The 13851-nt window shown below is 72.0% G+C and carries 13 protein-coding genes and 1 pseudogene; 3 read left to right on the top strand and 11 right to left on the bottom strand.

Annotation, left to right across the window (positions count from 1 at the left end; genetic code table 11):
- Positions 1–6: 6 nt before the first annotated feature.
- Positions 7–393 carry a hypothetical protein gene (locus tag ACGFZN_RS00820; RefSeq protein ID WP_393856290.1) on the top strand — a complete coding sequence of 129 codons (387 nt, stop codon included), beginning with the start codon at positions 7–9 and terminating at the stop codon, positions 391–393.
- A 78-nt stretch (positions 394–471) separates the two neighbouring features.
- On the opposite strand, the gene ACGFZN_RS00815 is transcribed toward ACGFZN_RS00820, so the two are convergent.
- From ACGFZN_RS00815 to ACGFZN_RS00780, 8 genes and pseudogenes are all read right to left on the bottom strand, one after another.
- On the bottom strand, positions 472–1773 hold the full coding sequence (locus ACGFZN_RS00815) for an alpha/beta fold hydrolase (RefSeq protein ID WP_393856289.1): 1302 nt from the start codon (positions 1771–1773) through the stop codon (positions 472–474).
- 108 nt (positions 1774–1881) lie between these two features.
- Positions 1882–2907 carry a LacI family DNA-binding transcriptional regulator gene (locus tag ACGFZN_RS00810; protein ID WP_393856288.1) on the bottom strand — a complete coding sequence of 342 codons (1026 nt, stop codon included), beginning with the start codon at positions 2905–2907 and terminating at the stop codon, positions 1882–1884.
- Positions 2908–2961: 54 nt separating this feature from the next.
- A pseudogene (locus ACGFZN_RS00805) lies at positions 2962–3111 on the bottom strand (Tat pathway signal sequence domain protein); the annotation flags it as partial.
- Positions 3112–3121: 10 nt separating this feature from the next.
- On the bottom strand, positions 3122–3442 hold the full coding sequence (locus ACGFZN_RS00800) for an L-rhamnose mutarotase (RefSeq protein WP_393856287.1): 321 nt from the start codon (positions 3440–3442) through the stop codon (positions 3122–3124).
- A gap of 17 nt (positions 3443–3459) precedes the next feature.
- On the bottom strand, positions 3460–4539 hold the full coding sequence (rhaS, locus tag ACGFZN_RS00795) for a rhamnose ABC transporter substrate-binding protein (protein ID WP_393856286.1): 1080 nt from the start codon (positions 4537–4539) through the stop codon (positions 3460–3462).
- A gap of 103 nt (positions 4540–4642) precedes the next feature.
- Complete coding sequence (locus tag ACGFZN_RS00790; RefSeq protein WP_393856285.1) at positions 4643–5620, bottom strand: ABC transporter permease; 978 nt, start codon at positions 5618–5620, stop codon at positions 4643–4645.
- A complete protein-coding gene (locus ACGFZN_RS00785) occupies positions 5613–6650 on the bottom strand; it encodes an ABC transporter permease (RefSeq protein WP_393856284.1) in 1038 nt (345 codons plus the stop codon). The genes ACGFZN_RS00790 and ACGFZN_RS00785 overlap by 8 nt, the downstream gene beginning before the upstream one ends.
- A gap of 169 nt (positions 6651–6819) precedes the next feature.
- The gene (locus ACGFZN_RS00780) at positions 6820–8334 is read right to left on the bottom strand and encodes a sugar ABC transporter ATP-binding protein (RefSeq protein WP_393856283.1); all 1515 of its coding nucleotides are present in this window, start codon (positions 8332–8334) and stop codon (positions 6820–6822) included.
- Between the two features lie 276 nt (positions 8335–8610).
- Here ACGFZN_RS00780 and rhaI point away from each other — a divergent pair, with 276 nt between their 5' ends.
- The gene (gene rhaI / locus ACGFZN_RS00775) at positions 8611–9771 is read left to right on the top strand and encodes an L-rhamnose isomerase (RefSeq protein WP_393856282.1); all 1161 of its coding nucleotides are present in this window, start codon (positions 8611–8613) and stop codon (positions 9769–9771) included.
- Between the two features lie 792 nt (positions 9772–10563).
- On the opposite strand, the gene ACGFZN_RS00770 is transcribed toward rhaI, so the two are convergent.
- Complete coding sequence (locus ACGFZN_RS00770) at positions 10564–10884, bottom strand: hypothetical protein (protein WP_393856656.1); 321 nt, start codon at positions 10882–10884, stop codon at positions 10564–10566.
- A 175-nt stretch (positions 10885–11059) separates the two neighbouring features.
- Here ACGFZN_RS00770 and ACGFZN_RS00765 point away from each other — a divergent pair, with 175 nt between their 5' ends.
- Complete coding sequence (locus tag ACGFZN_RS00765) at positions 11060–11608, top strand: GNAT family N-acetyltransferase (protein WP_393856281.1); 549 nt, start codon at positions 11060–11062, stop codon at positions 11606–11608.
- Positions 11609–11648: 40 nt separating this feature from the next.
- Here ACGFZN_RS00765 and ACGFZN_RS00760 read toward each other — a convergent pair whose 3' ends face one another.
- Both ACGFZN_RS00760 and ACGFZN_RS00755 read right to left on the bottom strand, forming a co-directional pair.
- Positions 11649–12386 carry a VOC family protein gene (locus ACGFZN_RS00760; RefSeq protein ID WP_393856280.1) on the bottom strand — a complete coding sequence of 246 codons (738 nt, stop codon included), beginning with the start codon at positions 12384–12386 and terminating at the stop codon, positions 11649–11651.
- Between the two features lie 532 nt (positions 12387–12918).
- On the bottom strand, positions 12919–13782 hold the full coding sequence (locus tag ACGFZN_RS00755) for a LysR family transcriptional regulator (protein ID WP_393856279.1): 864 nt from the start codon (positions 13780–13782) through the stop codon (positions 12919–12921).
- Positions 13783–13851: the final 69 nt, after the last annotated feature.

The raw sequence follows: 13851 nt of genomic DNA, 5'->3' as shown, positions 1-13851 counted from the left end.
TCGTTCATGCCCAGCACGCCCCAGCTCGCCCTTGCCGCCGCGCTGAGCGGTGCCGCGCTCGCCGTCCAGATCCTGGCCGGCACCGTCTCGTCCGCGGCCGCCGCGAGCCCGTCGCCGTCCCCGTCCTTCCAGGTCGGCGAGGCCGTGCCGACGTCCGTTGCGGGCCTCCCGTCCTGCTCCACCGGCGTCGACAACACCTATGTGCTGATCTCCGAGGGACGCGCCGTCGTCGTCTCCGGCACCGGTCATTTCGTGCAGCAGATCCTGGCGCCCGGCGGGGCCTACGACGACGGCTCGGTGCGGCTGCGCTTCAACACGGACGGCAGGAGCATCACGTACACACCGCAGGGCGAGAGGCAGGCCGTCACCCAGGTGTGCAAGCCGGGCCGGTAGGAGCCGGCGGCCGAACACCTCGGCAGCCACCGCCGAAGCACTCGGCGGTGGCTGCCGTCCGCGCGGCCCCGCCGTGCGTCACACCTCGTCGCGGGCCATCGCCAGCAGGCGGTCCAGCACCCGTGGCGCGCCCGTGCGCAGGCCGTCGTGTTCGTACTCGTCCGTGACCCAGGTGCGCAGGCCGCGGACGGCGCGGGCGGTCTCAAGGGAGTGGGCGGTGTCGACGTACATGTCGTCGTGGTAGACGGCGGCCACGGCCGGGACCTCGTTGGCGGCGAGGCGGGCGGGGTCGTACAGGGGCGTCCAGTCGGTGCGGGCGGCGAGCAGGTCGGCGGTCTCGCGCAGGGGCCGCAGGGCCGGGTCGGCGTCGAACATCCAGGGGTGGACGGTCTCTCCGGTGAACAGCACCGGTGCGTCGCCCGCGAGCGCCTTGGCCGCGTCGAACTGCGGGAACTCGGCGCGGACCCGCTCCGCGGACCAGGCGGTGGGGCGGGCGTCCTGGCCGTAGATCGCCTCGTGGACCAGGGCGTACAGCGGGTGGGCCGCGTACGAGAGCAGGGACTGGGCCTGCTCCTGGAAGGCGTCGGACAGCTCCGGGCCGGCCGGTGTGCGCACGAAGGCGTCCTCGAGCAGGTGGTGCAGCCGGTGGCTGCCGTCGCCCGTGCCGAGCATCAGGCCGAGGGACTGGAACGCCTCGACGGTGAACCGGTAGCCGTTCGGGAGGGTCACCTCGTGGGTGAGGAGGTGGTCGGCGATCCGGCGGGCCCGCTCCACGTCCTGGGGGTAGCGGGCGTAGTGCGCGGTGACCTTGCGTTCGATGCGCGGGTAGGCCGCGCGGTAGACGTCGTCGGCGTGGGCGTGCAGGGAGGGCAGGCCTCCGGTGATGACGGCGGTGTCCAGGCCCTCGGGGGCCAGGGAGAGGTACGACACCGCGCAGAAACCGCCGAAGCTCTGGCCGAGCACGGTCCAGGGGGCGCCGCCGGTGACCTCGCGGCGGATGGCCTCGCAGTCCCGGACGATGGAGTCGGCGCGGAAGCGGGTGAGATAGTCGGCCTGTTCGGCGGGGCCGCCGCGCAGCGGCAGCGTCTGCCGGGTGGCGGGCGTGGAACTGCCGGTGCCGCGCTGGTCGAGCAGCAGCACCCGGTAGTCCTTCAGGGCCCGGTCGAGCCAGGACTGACGTCCGACGAAACGATTCGCCCCGAAGCCCGGGCCGCCCTGGAGGTAGAGCAGCCAGGGCAGTTCCCGTCCGGCCTTGTCGCTCGCGACCACTTCCCGGGCGTACAGCTCGATGGTCTCGCCGTCCGGCCGGGCGTGGTCCAGCGGCACGGTGAAACGGCGGTCGGTGAGGACGACGCCGGGCTGGCGGTAGCTGAGGCTCAACGGGGCTCCCGGGGCGGACGGCACGGACGGTACGGACGGGAGCCAGTTCAGCACATCACCGGGCGCGAACCGAGACCCGGACCTCCGGTTTCCCGCCGCACGCCGGGATCAGCGGGCGGCGAGGCTGGAGCGGCGCACCACCAGCTCCGGCTGGAGCACCACCCGGCGGTGCTCGTGCGGGCCCGCGCCCTCGCCCTCCTCGGTCTCCTCCAGCAGCAGCTCGGCGGCGAGGGCGCCCATGGTGACGGCGGGCTGCCGCACGGAGGTCAGCGGTACGGCGGCCGCCGCCGCGAACTCGATGTCGTCGTAGCCGACGATCGCGAGGTCGTCGGGGACGGCGACGCCCGCCGCGTACATGGCCTGCAGCACGCCGAGGGCGAGGAGGTCGTTGGCGCAGAACACGGCGGTGGGGCGGTCGGCGAGGCCGAGCAGGCGGGCGCCGGCGTCGCGGCCCGCGGCCACGTCGAGGCGTTCGGTGGGCAGCTCGCGCAGCGCCTCCGGGCCGAGCCCGGCCTCGGCGAGGGCGTTCAGCGCGCCGGTGCGCCGGTCGCGGACCTGGTTCAGGCCGGGCGGTCCGCTGACGTACGCGATGGACCGGTGCCCGGCGTCCACCAGATGACGGACCGCGAGTGCGCCGCCGGCCACGTCGTCCACGGAAACCGAGCACTCGGTGGCGCCCTCGGCGACCCGGTCGACCAGCACGAACGGAATGCCGTGCCGGCGGAACGCCTTGATGTTCCGGCCGGTTGCGTCGGCCGGGGTCAGCAGCACCCCGCGCACCCGCTGCTCGGCGAAGAGGGACAGGTACTCGGCCTCCTCGCCCGCGTTCTGGGCGCTGTTGCACACCATCACACCGAGCCCCGCGTCCCGGGCCGCCCGCTCGGCGCCGCGCGCCACGTCCACGAAGAACGGGTTGCCCATGTCGAGCACGAGCAGACCCATGATCCGGCTCCGGCCCGCCCGCAACTGCCGTGCGGACTCGCTGCGGACGTAGCCGAGCCGGTCGATCGCCGACAGCACCCGCGCCCGGGTCTCGCTGGCGACGGTGTCCGGGCGGTTGATGACGTTCGACACCGTGCCCACCGACACTCCGGCGGCACGGGCGACATCCTTGATACCCACCGACTGTGCCATCGGGCGGAGACCTCCAGGGGGACGAGGGGCGGCGGGACGACCTTCACATTACCGTCATGACGGCAGCGCGAAGTCGGCCACGAGAAGGGGGGACGGCGTGGTGCCGGCGGACTTCTCCTGGTACAGGAAGGACACGACATTGTGCGCACGCGTCCGCGTCGCGTCGATCACCACGTCACCGAAGGCGTTCGGGCCGGCGCCGTCACGGCGGCGGTCATGACAGGTGGAACACCTCCGTGAGCGGTTTCATGGCCTCGTCGGGCCGGGCGCCGTCCAGCGACTCGAAGAACGGCGCCATCTCCGCCTGCCAGCGGGCGTTGACCTCGGTCGCCTCCATCGCGGCCTGGGCGGCGGCGAAGTCGTCCGTCTCCAGATAGCCGACCAGCAGGCCGTCCTCGCGCAGGAACAGCGAGTAGTTGTGCCAGCCGGCCGCCTTCAGGGCGGCGAGCATCTCCGGCCAGACGGCGGCGTGCCGCTCGCGGTACTCGCCGAGCCGGTCCGCCCTGACCTTCAGCAGGAAGCACACGCGCTGCATCGACAGCCCCTGTCCGCCTAGAAGTTGAACTGGTCGATGTTCTTCGCGTCGAACACGGTCGGCTTGCCCAGGTTGATCACGCCGTCCTTGCCGATGGTGTACGTCGTCCCGCCGGCCTTGAAGGTCTCGCCCTCCTTGCCGCTGATCTGCCCGGACGCCAGCGCGACCGCGGTGCGGGCGGCGAGGTCGCCGAGCTTCGCCGGGTCCCACAGCTCGAAGGCCTCGACGGTGCCGTTCTTGACGTACTTGCGCATGTCGTTGGGGGTGCCGAGGCCGGTCAACCTGACCTTGCCCTTGTACTTGGAACCCGACAGGTACTGGGCGGCGGCCTTGATGCCGACGGTGGTCGGGGAGATGATCCCCTTCAGGTTCGGGTACTGCTGGAGCAGGCCCTGGGTCTGCTGGAAGGACTGCTGGGCGTCGTCGTTGCCGTACGCGATCTTGACCAGCTTGACGTCCTTGTACTTGGGGTCCTTCAGCTCGTCCTTCATGTACCCGATCCAGGTGTTCTGGTTCGTGGCCGTCTGGGCGGCGGACAGCACGGCGATCTCGCCCTTGTAGCCGATCTGCCGGGCGAGCAGCTGCACCTCGGTACGGCCGAGGTCCTCCGCGGACGCCTGCGAGACGAAGGCGTTGCGGCAGTCGGTCTTGGTGTCGGAGTCGTAGGTGACGACCTTGATGCCGTTGCTCATGGCCTGCTTCAGCGCGGTGCACAGGGCGCCCGGGTCCTGGGCGGAGACGGCCATCGCGTTCACCTGCTGCTGGGTGAGGGTGTTGACGTAGCTGACCTGCCCGGCGGTGTCGGTGGCGCTGGAAGGGCCGACCTCCTTGTACTTCGAGCCCAGTTCGGCGAGCGCCTTCTCGCCGCCCTTGTCGGCGGTCGTGAAGTAGGGGTTGTTGACCTGCTTGGGGAGGAAGCCGACGGTCAGGCCCTTCTTGGTGGCCGCGTTGGGATCGGCCTTCGCGGTCGACGCGGCCGCGGCGCCGCCGCTGTCCACGTCCTTCTTGGTGGTGCCGCCGCAGGCGGTGAGGGCGAGGGCCAGACTGGTGCCGGCGGCGAGGGCGGCACAGGTGCGGCGGAGCGACGACTTGCGCATGGCATCGGGTCCTTCGTTACGAGGGTGGGTACGGCGCGCCCCTTGAGGGGTCGCGGGGTGGGACGGGACATGCGGCGGGGCGGGCCCGCGGCCGGGGGACGGTCTATCCGGCCGAGCGGGCCGCCGCCCTGGCCGCACCGATCTGCCGCGCGACCCGGGGACCGAGCACGGAGATCACGAGCAGCACGCCGGTGACGACGATCTGCGACTGCGCCGAGACGTTGAGCAGGCTCATCACGTTCTGCAGCGCGCCGAGCAGGAACACCCCGGCGATCGCGCCGCCCAGCGTGCCCTTGCCGCCGTCGAAGTCGATGCCGCCGAGCAGCACCGCCGCGACCACGGAGAGTTCGAGCCCGGTGGCGTTGTCGTACCGCGCGCTGGCGTAGTGCAGCGCCCAGTAGACACCGGTGAGCGAGGCCATCAGGCCGGTCGCCGTGAACAGGATCAGCTTGTGCCGCCTGACCCGGATCCCGGCGAACCGCGCGGCCTCCTCGCTCGCGCCGATCGCGAACAGCGACCGGCCGAACGGCGTGGCGTGCAGGACGACGACGGCGACGGCGAGCAGCACCAGGAACGGCACGAAGGCCTGCGGCAGAAAGGTGTTCCCGATGCGTCCGGCCGCGAAGTCCAGGTACTGCGTGGGGAAGTCGGTCACCGCGTCGGAGCCGAGCACGATCTGCGCGATGCCCCGGTAGGCGGCGAGGGTGCCGATGGTGACGGCGAGGGAGGGCAGCCCGAGGCGGGTCACGAGCAGTCCGTTGACCAGCCCGCACACCACCCCCAGCAGCAGGCACAGCGGGACGATCGTCTCGATGGCCATGCCGTCGTTCCACAGCTTGCCCATCACCGCGCCGGACAGGCCGGCCGTCGAGGCGACGGACAGGTCGATCTCCCCCGCGACGACCAGCAGCGTCATCGGCAGGGCGATCAGGGCGATCGGCAGGGTGTTGCCGATCAGGAAGGACAGGTTGAGCGCGTTGCCGAAGCCGTCGACGGTGCCGAAGGAGAGCAGCAGCAGGACGACCAGGAGCGCGCCGACGACCGTGTCCCAGCGGACCGCGCGCGTCAGGGACTCAGGCATGGCGGGCGTTCCTCTTCAGGGCGGAGGCCACGCGCAGCGCGACGACCCGGTCGACCGCGATGGCGAGGATGAGCAGGATGCCGTTGATGGCGAGCACCCACACGGAGCTGACGCCGAGGGCGGGCAGCACGCTGTTGACGGAGGTGAGCAGCAGGGCGCCCAGCGCGGCCCCGTACACGCTGCCGGAGCCGCCGGTGAACACCACGCCGCCGACGACGACCGCGCTGACGACGGTGAGTTCGTATCCGTTGCCGGTGCCGGAGTCGACGTTGCCGAAGCGGGCCAGGTACATCGCGCCGGCGAGGCCGGCGAGGCCGCCGCAGAACGTGTAGGCGGCCAGGATCCGCTTGCGGACCGGGATGCCGGCGAGCCGCGCCGCCTCGGGGTTGGAGCCGAGGGCGTACAGCTCGCGCCCGCTGCCGAAGTGCTTGAGGTAGTACGCGGTGGCGACGAGCACGGCGAGCGCGATCAGCGCCAGCCACGGCACCGCCGAGACACCGCCGGAGCCGAAGTCCACGAAGCCGCCCGGCAGGTCGGCCGCGGTGATCTGCCGGGAGCCGACCCAGATGGAGTCGGCGCCGCGGATGATGTAAAGCGTGCCCAGGGTGACGACGAGGGCCGGCACCTGGCCGAGGCTGACCAGCAGGCCGTTCAGCAGGCCGAATCCGATGCCCATCAGCACCGCCAGCACCAGGGCCACGACCGCGTTCCCGCCGCCGCGCAGATAGTCGCCGGCGGCGAAGGCGCAGATGCCGAGGGTGGAGCCGACGGACAGGTCGACGTTCCTCGTGATCACCACCAGCGACTGGCCGGTGGCGACCAGCACCAGGATGGTCGCGTTGAGGAGCAGGTCCTTCACGCCCTGCTCGGACAGGAACTCGCTGTTGCCGAGCTGGGTGACGACGATCATCACCAGGAACACGGCCAGAATGGCGAGTTCGCGCATCTTGAAGACGCGGTCGACGAGCCGGGTGCCGCCGGACTCGGGCACCTCGGCGGCGGGGGCTCGGCCGGGCGTGGTCACCGTCATGCCCTGTCCCTTTCGTTCTCCCCCGGCCTCCGGCCGGGGGCACCGCCGTCTCCGCCCGTGCGGCGCAGAGGTGCGGTCATGGTGTTCGTCTGCGGCCCGCAGTCCCGGCCGTCCTCCGCCGCCCCCGGCAAACCGCGCCGCGCGCAGGCTGTTCCGACACGTGCGTCGCTCACGCGGCCCTCCCGGTGGCTGCGGCCATCACGGTTTCCTCGGTGGCCTCGGCGCGGGGGATCTCGGCGGTGAGGCGGCCCTCGTGCATGACGAGCACGCGGTCGGCCATGCCGAGGATCTCGGGCAGATCGGAGGAGATCATCAGGACGGCCACGCCGTCGGCGGCCAGCTCGCCCAGCAGCCGGTGCACCTCGGCCTTGGTGCCGACGTCGATGCCGCGGGTCGGCTCGTCGACGATCAGCACGCGCGGGCCGGTCGCGAGCCACTTGGCGAGGACGACCTTCTGCTGGTTGCCGCCGGACAGGGTGGAGACGGCGTCGGCGATCCGGGCGTACTTGACCTGGAGCCTGACGGCCCAGTCGAGGGACCGGCTGCGCTCCGCACGGCGATTCACCAGCCCGGCCCGGACGGTCGTGCGCAGTCCGGTCAGGCCGATGTTGCGCTCGATGGACATGTCCATCACCAGGCCCTGGGCGCGCCGGTCCTCGGGAACGAGGGCGAGCCCGGCCGCCATGGCGACGGACGGTGCGCCGTTGGTGAGCCGGCGTCCCTCGACCTCGACCTCGCCCGCGTCCCAGCGGTCGATGCCGAAGACGGCCCGCGCCACCTCGGTGCGGCCCGCGCCGACGAGCCCGGCCAGGCCGACGATCTCGCCGTGCCGGACCTCGAAGGACACGTCGGTGAAGACACCCTCGCGGGTCAGCCGGCGCACCTTCAGGGCGACGTCACCGGGCTCGACGTCCTGCTTGGGATACAGCTCGTCGAGGTCGCGGCCGACCATGCGCCGTACGAGATCGTCCTCGGTCATGCCGTCGACCGGCTCGCTGGAGATCCAGGCGCCGTCGCGCAGGGTGGTGACCCGCCGGCAGATCTCGAAGATCTCCTCCAGCCGGTGCGAGATGAACAGCACGGCGGCGCCCTGCTCGCGCAGGGCGCGCACGACGCCGAAGAGCCGGGCGACCTCACTGCCGGTGAGGGCGGCGGTCGGCTCGTCCATGATCAGGACCCGGGCGTCGAAGGAGAGCGCCTTGGCGATCTCCACGATCTGCTGGTCGGCGATGGACAAGCCGCGGGCCGGGCGGTCGGGGTCGAGCTCGACGCCGAGCCGCTTCATCAGGGCGGCCGTGGCGGCGCGGGTGGCCTTGTGGTCGATCCGGCCGAGCGCGCGCCGCGGCTGGCGGCCCATGAAGATGTTCTCGGCGATCGACAGATCGGGGAAGAGCGTGGGCTCCTGGTAGATCACGGCGATACCGGCGTCGCGGGCGTCGCCGGGTCCGTGGAAGACGACGGGCTCGCCGTCGAGCAGCACCTGGCCGGCGTCCGGCCGGTGCACCCCGGCGAGGGTCTTGATGAGGGTCGACTTGCCCGCACCGTTCTCACCGGCAAGGGCGTGCACCTCGCCGGGCAGCAGTTCCAGGGAGACGTCCCTGAGGGCGCGTACGGCGCCGAAGGACTTGGAGACGCCCTTCAGCGCCAGCACCGGCGCCGGCCGCGGGTCAGGCGGGTGGGTCATGTCAGGCTCCTCGACGACACCGGCGGACGGGCCACTGGGGGCCTCCACGGGGTCGTGAAAGGTTTCAACTGGATTGCCGGGACCGTAGGCACCACAGCCATGTCACGTCAATGGGTCCGGGTCGAAAAACTTTCGATAGCCAAAGGTCACGACGGAGTCACGGGCAACAGGGTTGGTCAGAGCGCTTGACACCCCACCTGGAGGCTCATACCTTGCGGTTCTGAATCGTTTCATACGCCTGCACCCGTCCCGACCGACAACACCAGGAGCCCCGCAGTGACCGACCTCGTCGCGGTGAAGGCCGCGCTCAAGACCCAGGCCGTCGAGACGCCGTCGTGGGCGTACGGGAACTCGGGCACCCGGTTCAAGGTGTTCGCCCAGCCCGGCGTGCCGCGCGATCCCTGGGAGAAACTGCAGGACGCGGCGAAGGTCCACGAGTTCACCGGCGTGGCCCCGACCGTCGCCCTGCACATCCCGTGGGACAAGGTCGACGACTACGCCGCCCTCGCCAAGTACGCCGAGGAGCACGGGCTGCGGCTGGGCGCGATCAACTCCAACACCTTCCAGGACGACGACTACCGGCTCGGCAGCGTCTGCCACGCGGATCCGGCGGTCCGGCGCAAGGCCGTCGGCCATCTGCTGGAGTGCGTCGACATCATGGACGCCACGGGCTCCAGGGATCTGAAGCTGTGGTTCGCCGACGGCACGAACTACCCCGGCCAGGACGACATCCGGGAGCGGCAGGACCGGCTCGCCGAGGCGCTGGCGGAGGTGTACGAGCGGCTCGGGGACGGGCAGCGGATGCTGCTGGAGTACAAGTTCTTCGAGCCCGCCTTCTACGCCACCGACGTCCCGGACTGGGGCACGGCCTACGCCCACTGCCTCAAGCTCGGCGACAAGGCCCAGGTGGTCGTGGACACCGGGCACCACGCGCCCGGCACCAACATCGAGTTCATCGTCGCCACCCTGCTGCGGGAAGGGAAGCTCGGCGGGTTCGACTTCAACTCCCGCTTCTACGCCGACGACGACCTCATGGTCGGCGCCGCCGACCCCTTCCAGCTCTTCCGCATCATGTACGAGGTCGTCCGGGGCGGCGGGCTCACCTCCGAGGTCGCCTTCATGCTCGACCAGTGCCACAACATCGAGGCGAAGATCCCGGCGATCATCCGTTCGGTCATGAACGTCCAGGAGGCCACGGCCAAGGCACTCCTCGTCGACCGCGAGGCGCTGGCAGCGGCTCAGCGCGAGGGCGACGTGCTCGGCGCCAACGCGGTGCTGATGGACGCGTACAACACGGACGTACGTCCGCTGCTGGCCGAGGTTCGCGAGGAACTGGGCCTCGACCCCGACCCGGTAGCGGCGTACCGCCGCTCGGGCTGGGCAGAGCGCATCACCGAGTCCCGCGTCGGCGGCAAGCAGGCGGGGTGGGGGGCCTGAGAGGGGCCGCGGAGGGGGTTGGCGGAGCTCGGGCCTGAGAGGGGCCGCGAAGGGGGTTGGTGGAGCTCGGGCTGACCGGGGCTCGGCGGACTGGGGGCTGGGGCCGGCGGGGCGACTGGGCCGGCTCCGCGTCGGCGGCCTGACCGGGGCTCGACGGACCGGGGGCTGAGGGCCGGCGGGGGGGACTGCGCCGGCTCCGCGCCGGCGGCCTGACCGGGGCCCGGCGGACTGGGGGCTAGGGGCCGGCGGGAAGACTGGGCCGGCTCCGCGTCGGCGGCCTGACCGGGGCTCGGCGGACTGGGGGCTGAGGGCTGGCGGGGGGACTGCGCCGGCTCCGCGCCGGCGGCCTGACCGGGGCCCGGCGGACTGGGGGCTGAGGGCTGGCGGGGGGACTGCGCCGGCTCCGCGCCGGCGAACTGACCGGGGCTCGGCGGACCGGGGCCAGGGGGCCGGCGGGGGGAGACTGCGCCGGCTCCGCGCCGGCGGCCTGACCGGGGCTCCCGGCAGGCTGGAGACTCGTCAGGTTGCGGCGGGCTGAGGGCGGTTCCGGTTCCTGGCAGGCCGGGCCTGATCAAGGGTGCGGCGAGGTGGGGGTTGGGCGGCTTCCGGGCGGGACGGGCCTGATCAAGGCTGCTGCCGTGGGCCTGGAAGGCCGACGGGGTGAGGACTGGGCCGGTTCCGGGGCGGCGAGCTTGGTCGGGACGGCGATGGGGGTGGGGGCTGGGCGGGCTGAGGCCGGACTCGCTCTTCAATCCCGCCCGTGCCGTTTCGGGCGCTGCGCGGCGCCGTTTTCTACGCGGTGCCGGGTTCGTCGAGGAAGCGGAGCAGCACGGAGGCCTCCGCGCGGAGTCGTGCGGCTCGGTCGGCGTGTGCGGGCGCGGTCAACCGCGCCGCGACCTCCAGTCGCTCTGCGGCCTCGGCCCGTACGACATCCGCCACACTCCGCTCGCTCAGCTCACGTCGCGCTGCCTCGGTCACGCCGACACCGACCGGCGACTGCTCAAGGGCCGCGCCTCGGAGTCCGGCTTCGTCCACGAGCACCGCCTCGGCGTTGTCCAGCGCGGCAAGCGTTGCGCGCAGGGCGCTGACCGCCGCCTTGTCACGGGCGCGCATCGCTTCCGGCAGTGCCTGACGCATACGGAGACGTAAAGACATGCCGGTGACCTTACGGCGGCGCCCCCGCACCCACAACGGGATTTAGCGGGCCGCACCGGACTTCCGGCCACGGCCGGCGTGCCCGGCTGCACAACGGTGTGCGAGCCGCCCGGAGGGCCCTTACCCTCCGGGCATGGATGTCCGCGACGAACTCCCCGGAGACAGACAGGCCGTGCGGGACGTTCACCTGCGAGCGTTCGGTGACCATGGCCTGGTGGTGGCCGATCTGGTCGATACCCTGCGGGACACCATCACGCCGGAGAGCGGTCTCTCGCTGGTCGCCGAGCACGACAGGCGGGTCGTGGGCCACATCATGTTCACGCGCAGTCTGCTCGACGCCCCTCGGCGGCTGGTCGACGTCCAAGTCCTGAGCCCGTTGGCCGTGCTGCCCGAACTCCAGGGACGCGGTATCGGCTCGGCCCTCGTCCGGCGCGGACTGGGGATGCTCGCCGGGCGCGTCGTTCCCCTCGTCTTCCTGGAGGGCGATCCGGGCTATTACTCGCGTTTCGGCTTCGCACCCGGTGATGTCCTCGGCTTCCGGAAGCCGTCCCTGCGTATCCCTGATGGCGCCTTCCAGGCCATCCGGCTGCCGACGTACGAGCCATGGATGACGGGGACGCTGGTCTACGCGGAGCCGTTCTGGCGGCATGACGCGGTCGGCCTCCGCGACCCCGACGCGTAGGTGCGCGAGCGCCGGTACCTCTGGTGTCACCGCGTGGATGTCAGCGCGGGCTGAGGAGACAGAACTCGTTGCCTTCCGGGTCGGCCAGAACCGTCCAGGAGATCGCGGACTGGTCGATACCTGGGTCGGTGGCGCCCAAGTCGCGCAGCCGGGCTGCCTCCGCGGCCAGGTCGTCACCGGGGTAAGGGGAGACGTCGAGGTGGACGCGGTTCCACACGCTCTTGGTGTCGGGGGTGCGGACGAACTCCAGGTAGGGGCCGACGCCTTCGGCCGAGCGCATGGTCGCGTGGTCGTCGGTGACCTCGTGCAGCGTCCAGTCCATCGCCTGGCCCCAGAACCGGGCCATCCCTCGTGGATCGGTGCAGTCGACCACCACCGCGGCGACCGGCCCGGTGTCCTGGTGGACCGGGCGGGGCTCCAGGACGCAGAACTCGTTGCCCTCCGGGTCTGCCATGACCGTCCAGGGGACGTCGCCCTGGCCCACGTCGGCGAGCGTCGCGCCGAGACGCCTCAGGCGCGCGACCAACTCCGCCTGGTGGGCGGTCGAGTTGGTGGCCAGATCGAGGTGCACCCGGTTCTTCACCGTTTTGGGTTCCGGGCGGGCGATGATGTCGATGCAGACGGCCACGGGGTCGGGGTAGGCAAAGCCCACGGGCTCGAGGTTGGTCACCCCGGGTCCCTCACTGTCGACGCCCCAACCGAGGGCTTCCGCCCAGAACCGGCCGAGCGCGGAGTCGTCGTGGGCCTTCATGTTGATCTGCACGAGCCTTGTCGCCATGGCGCAGATCCTAGAAGCAGAAGCTGCTGCCGACACAGAGACCTGAGGCTGCTGCCACCTGCCCGACTCCGTGGTGGCGGCGACACCCGCGCCACTCACCGGCAGACCGCGCGCGTTCGCATCGCTCTGCCGGGCAGCATCGGCGCCAACCCTGACACGGCTGACTCCCAGGCTCGCAGAGTTGCAGGTCAACTCCCGAGGCAGGACGTGACGTTGGAGCGCCTCAAGAGCCGACGGAACACCTTCACCGCCTCACCCGCCGGCATCGCCCCGGCCGCCGCTGTCACCGCCTCCGCCGCCGTCACCGCCTCACCCGCCGGCATCGCCCCGGCCGCCGTCACCAACACGCGGCTCCACTCAGCCGGTGACAGAGGGTGCGGACATCCCTTCCGGGAGGCGCGATCTGGCCTCATCCGCCGCCCACCGCCACCTCCTCATCCGCCGTCACGGCTCCATCCGCCGTCACCGCCCACCCACCGTCATCACCTCGGTCACCGCTGCCGCGACGGCGGCGGCCATGAGCGCCCGCATGTCATGCCGCCGCCTCCGCCGCCGGAGCCACCGCGAGGGCCGCGCGGACCAGGGCCGCCGTGGCGGTCGAGCGGGACTGCTGGGGCCAGGCGATGCACAGGGCGGCCGGGGGCGCGTCCGGTATGCGGCGGTAGACGACACCCGGGCGGGGATAGCGGGTGGTGACCGATTCGGGGAGGAGCGTGACCATCTCGCCGAGTTCGACGAGGGTGAGCAGCTGGGACAGGTCGGCGATGGCGTACCGGGCCACGACCGAGTCGAGGTAGCCGGGCAGCCCGTCGGCGCGGCCCGGTTCGACGCCGGGCAGGGCGAGGTCGGCCAGGGTGAGGTGGTCACGGGCGGCGAGTGGGTGGGTGGCCGGGAGGGCGGCGAGGCGGGGCTCCACGGCCAGCCTCTCGGCGTCCAGGCCCCGACGCTCGAACGGCTCGTAGACCAGGGCCGCGTCGGCCTCGCCCGCGCGCAGCAGCCGGGTCTGCTCCCGCCAGCCGGAGAGGCGTACGGTGACGGGCCGGGCCCCCGGCTCGGCGGCATAGCGGGCCAGGAGCGGTTCCAGCAGGCCCGCGTCCCCGTCGGCCTTGACGGCCAGGACGAGCTTGGATTCGGGGCCCGCCGCCCGCTGGGCCCGTCGGCAGGCGGCGCGCAGCGCGTCGAGGGCGACGCGGGCCTCCTCCAGAAGAACGGTGCCGGACGGGGTGAGGGCGACGTGGTGGGTGGTGCGCTCGAAGAGGGCGACGCCCAGGTCGGCCTCGAGCTTGCGGATGGCGCGCGACAGGGGCGGGACCGAGATGCCCAGGCGTTCGGCGGCCCGGGTGAAGTTGAGTTCCTCCGCGACCGCTACGAAGTAGCGCAGTGACCGGGACTCCATGACCTGGCACCTCCGTTCGGTGTGTCCCAGAGGGTAACAAGCCGTCCTCTCGAAGCGAATCCGAGAAGC

It is taken from the genome of Streptomyces sp. NPDC048192 (assembly GCF_043202415.1).
GTDB lineage: Bacteria > Actinomycetota > Actinomycetes > Streptomycetales > Streptomycetaceae > Streptomyces.
The sequence above is the reverse complement of the archived record's forward strand: the minus strand, read 5'-3'. Positions and strand labels throughout refer to the sequence as shown.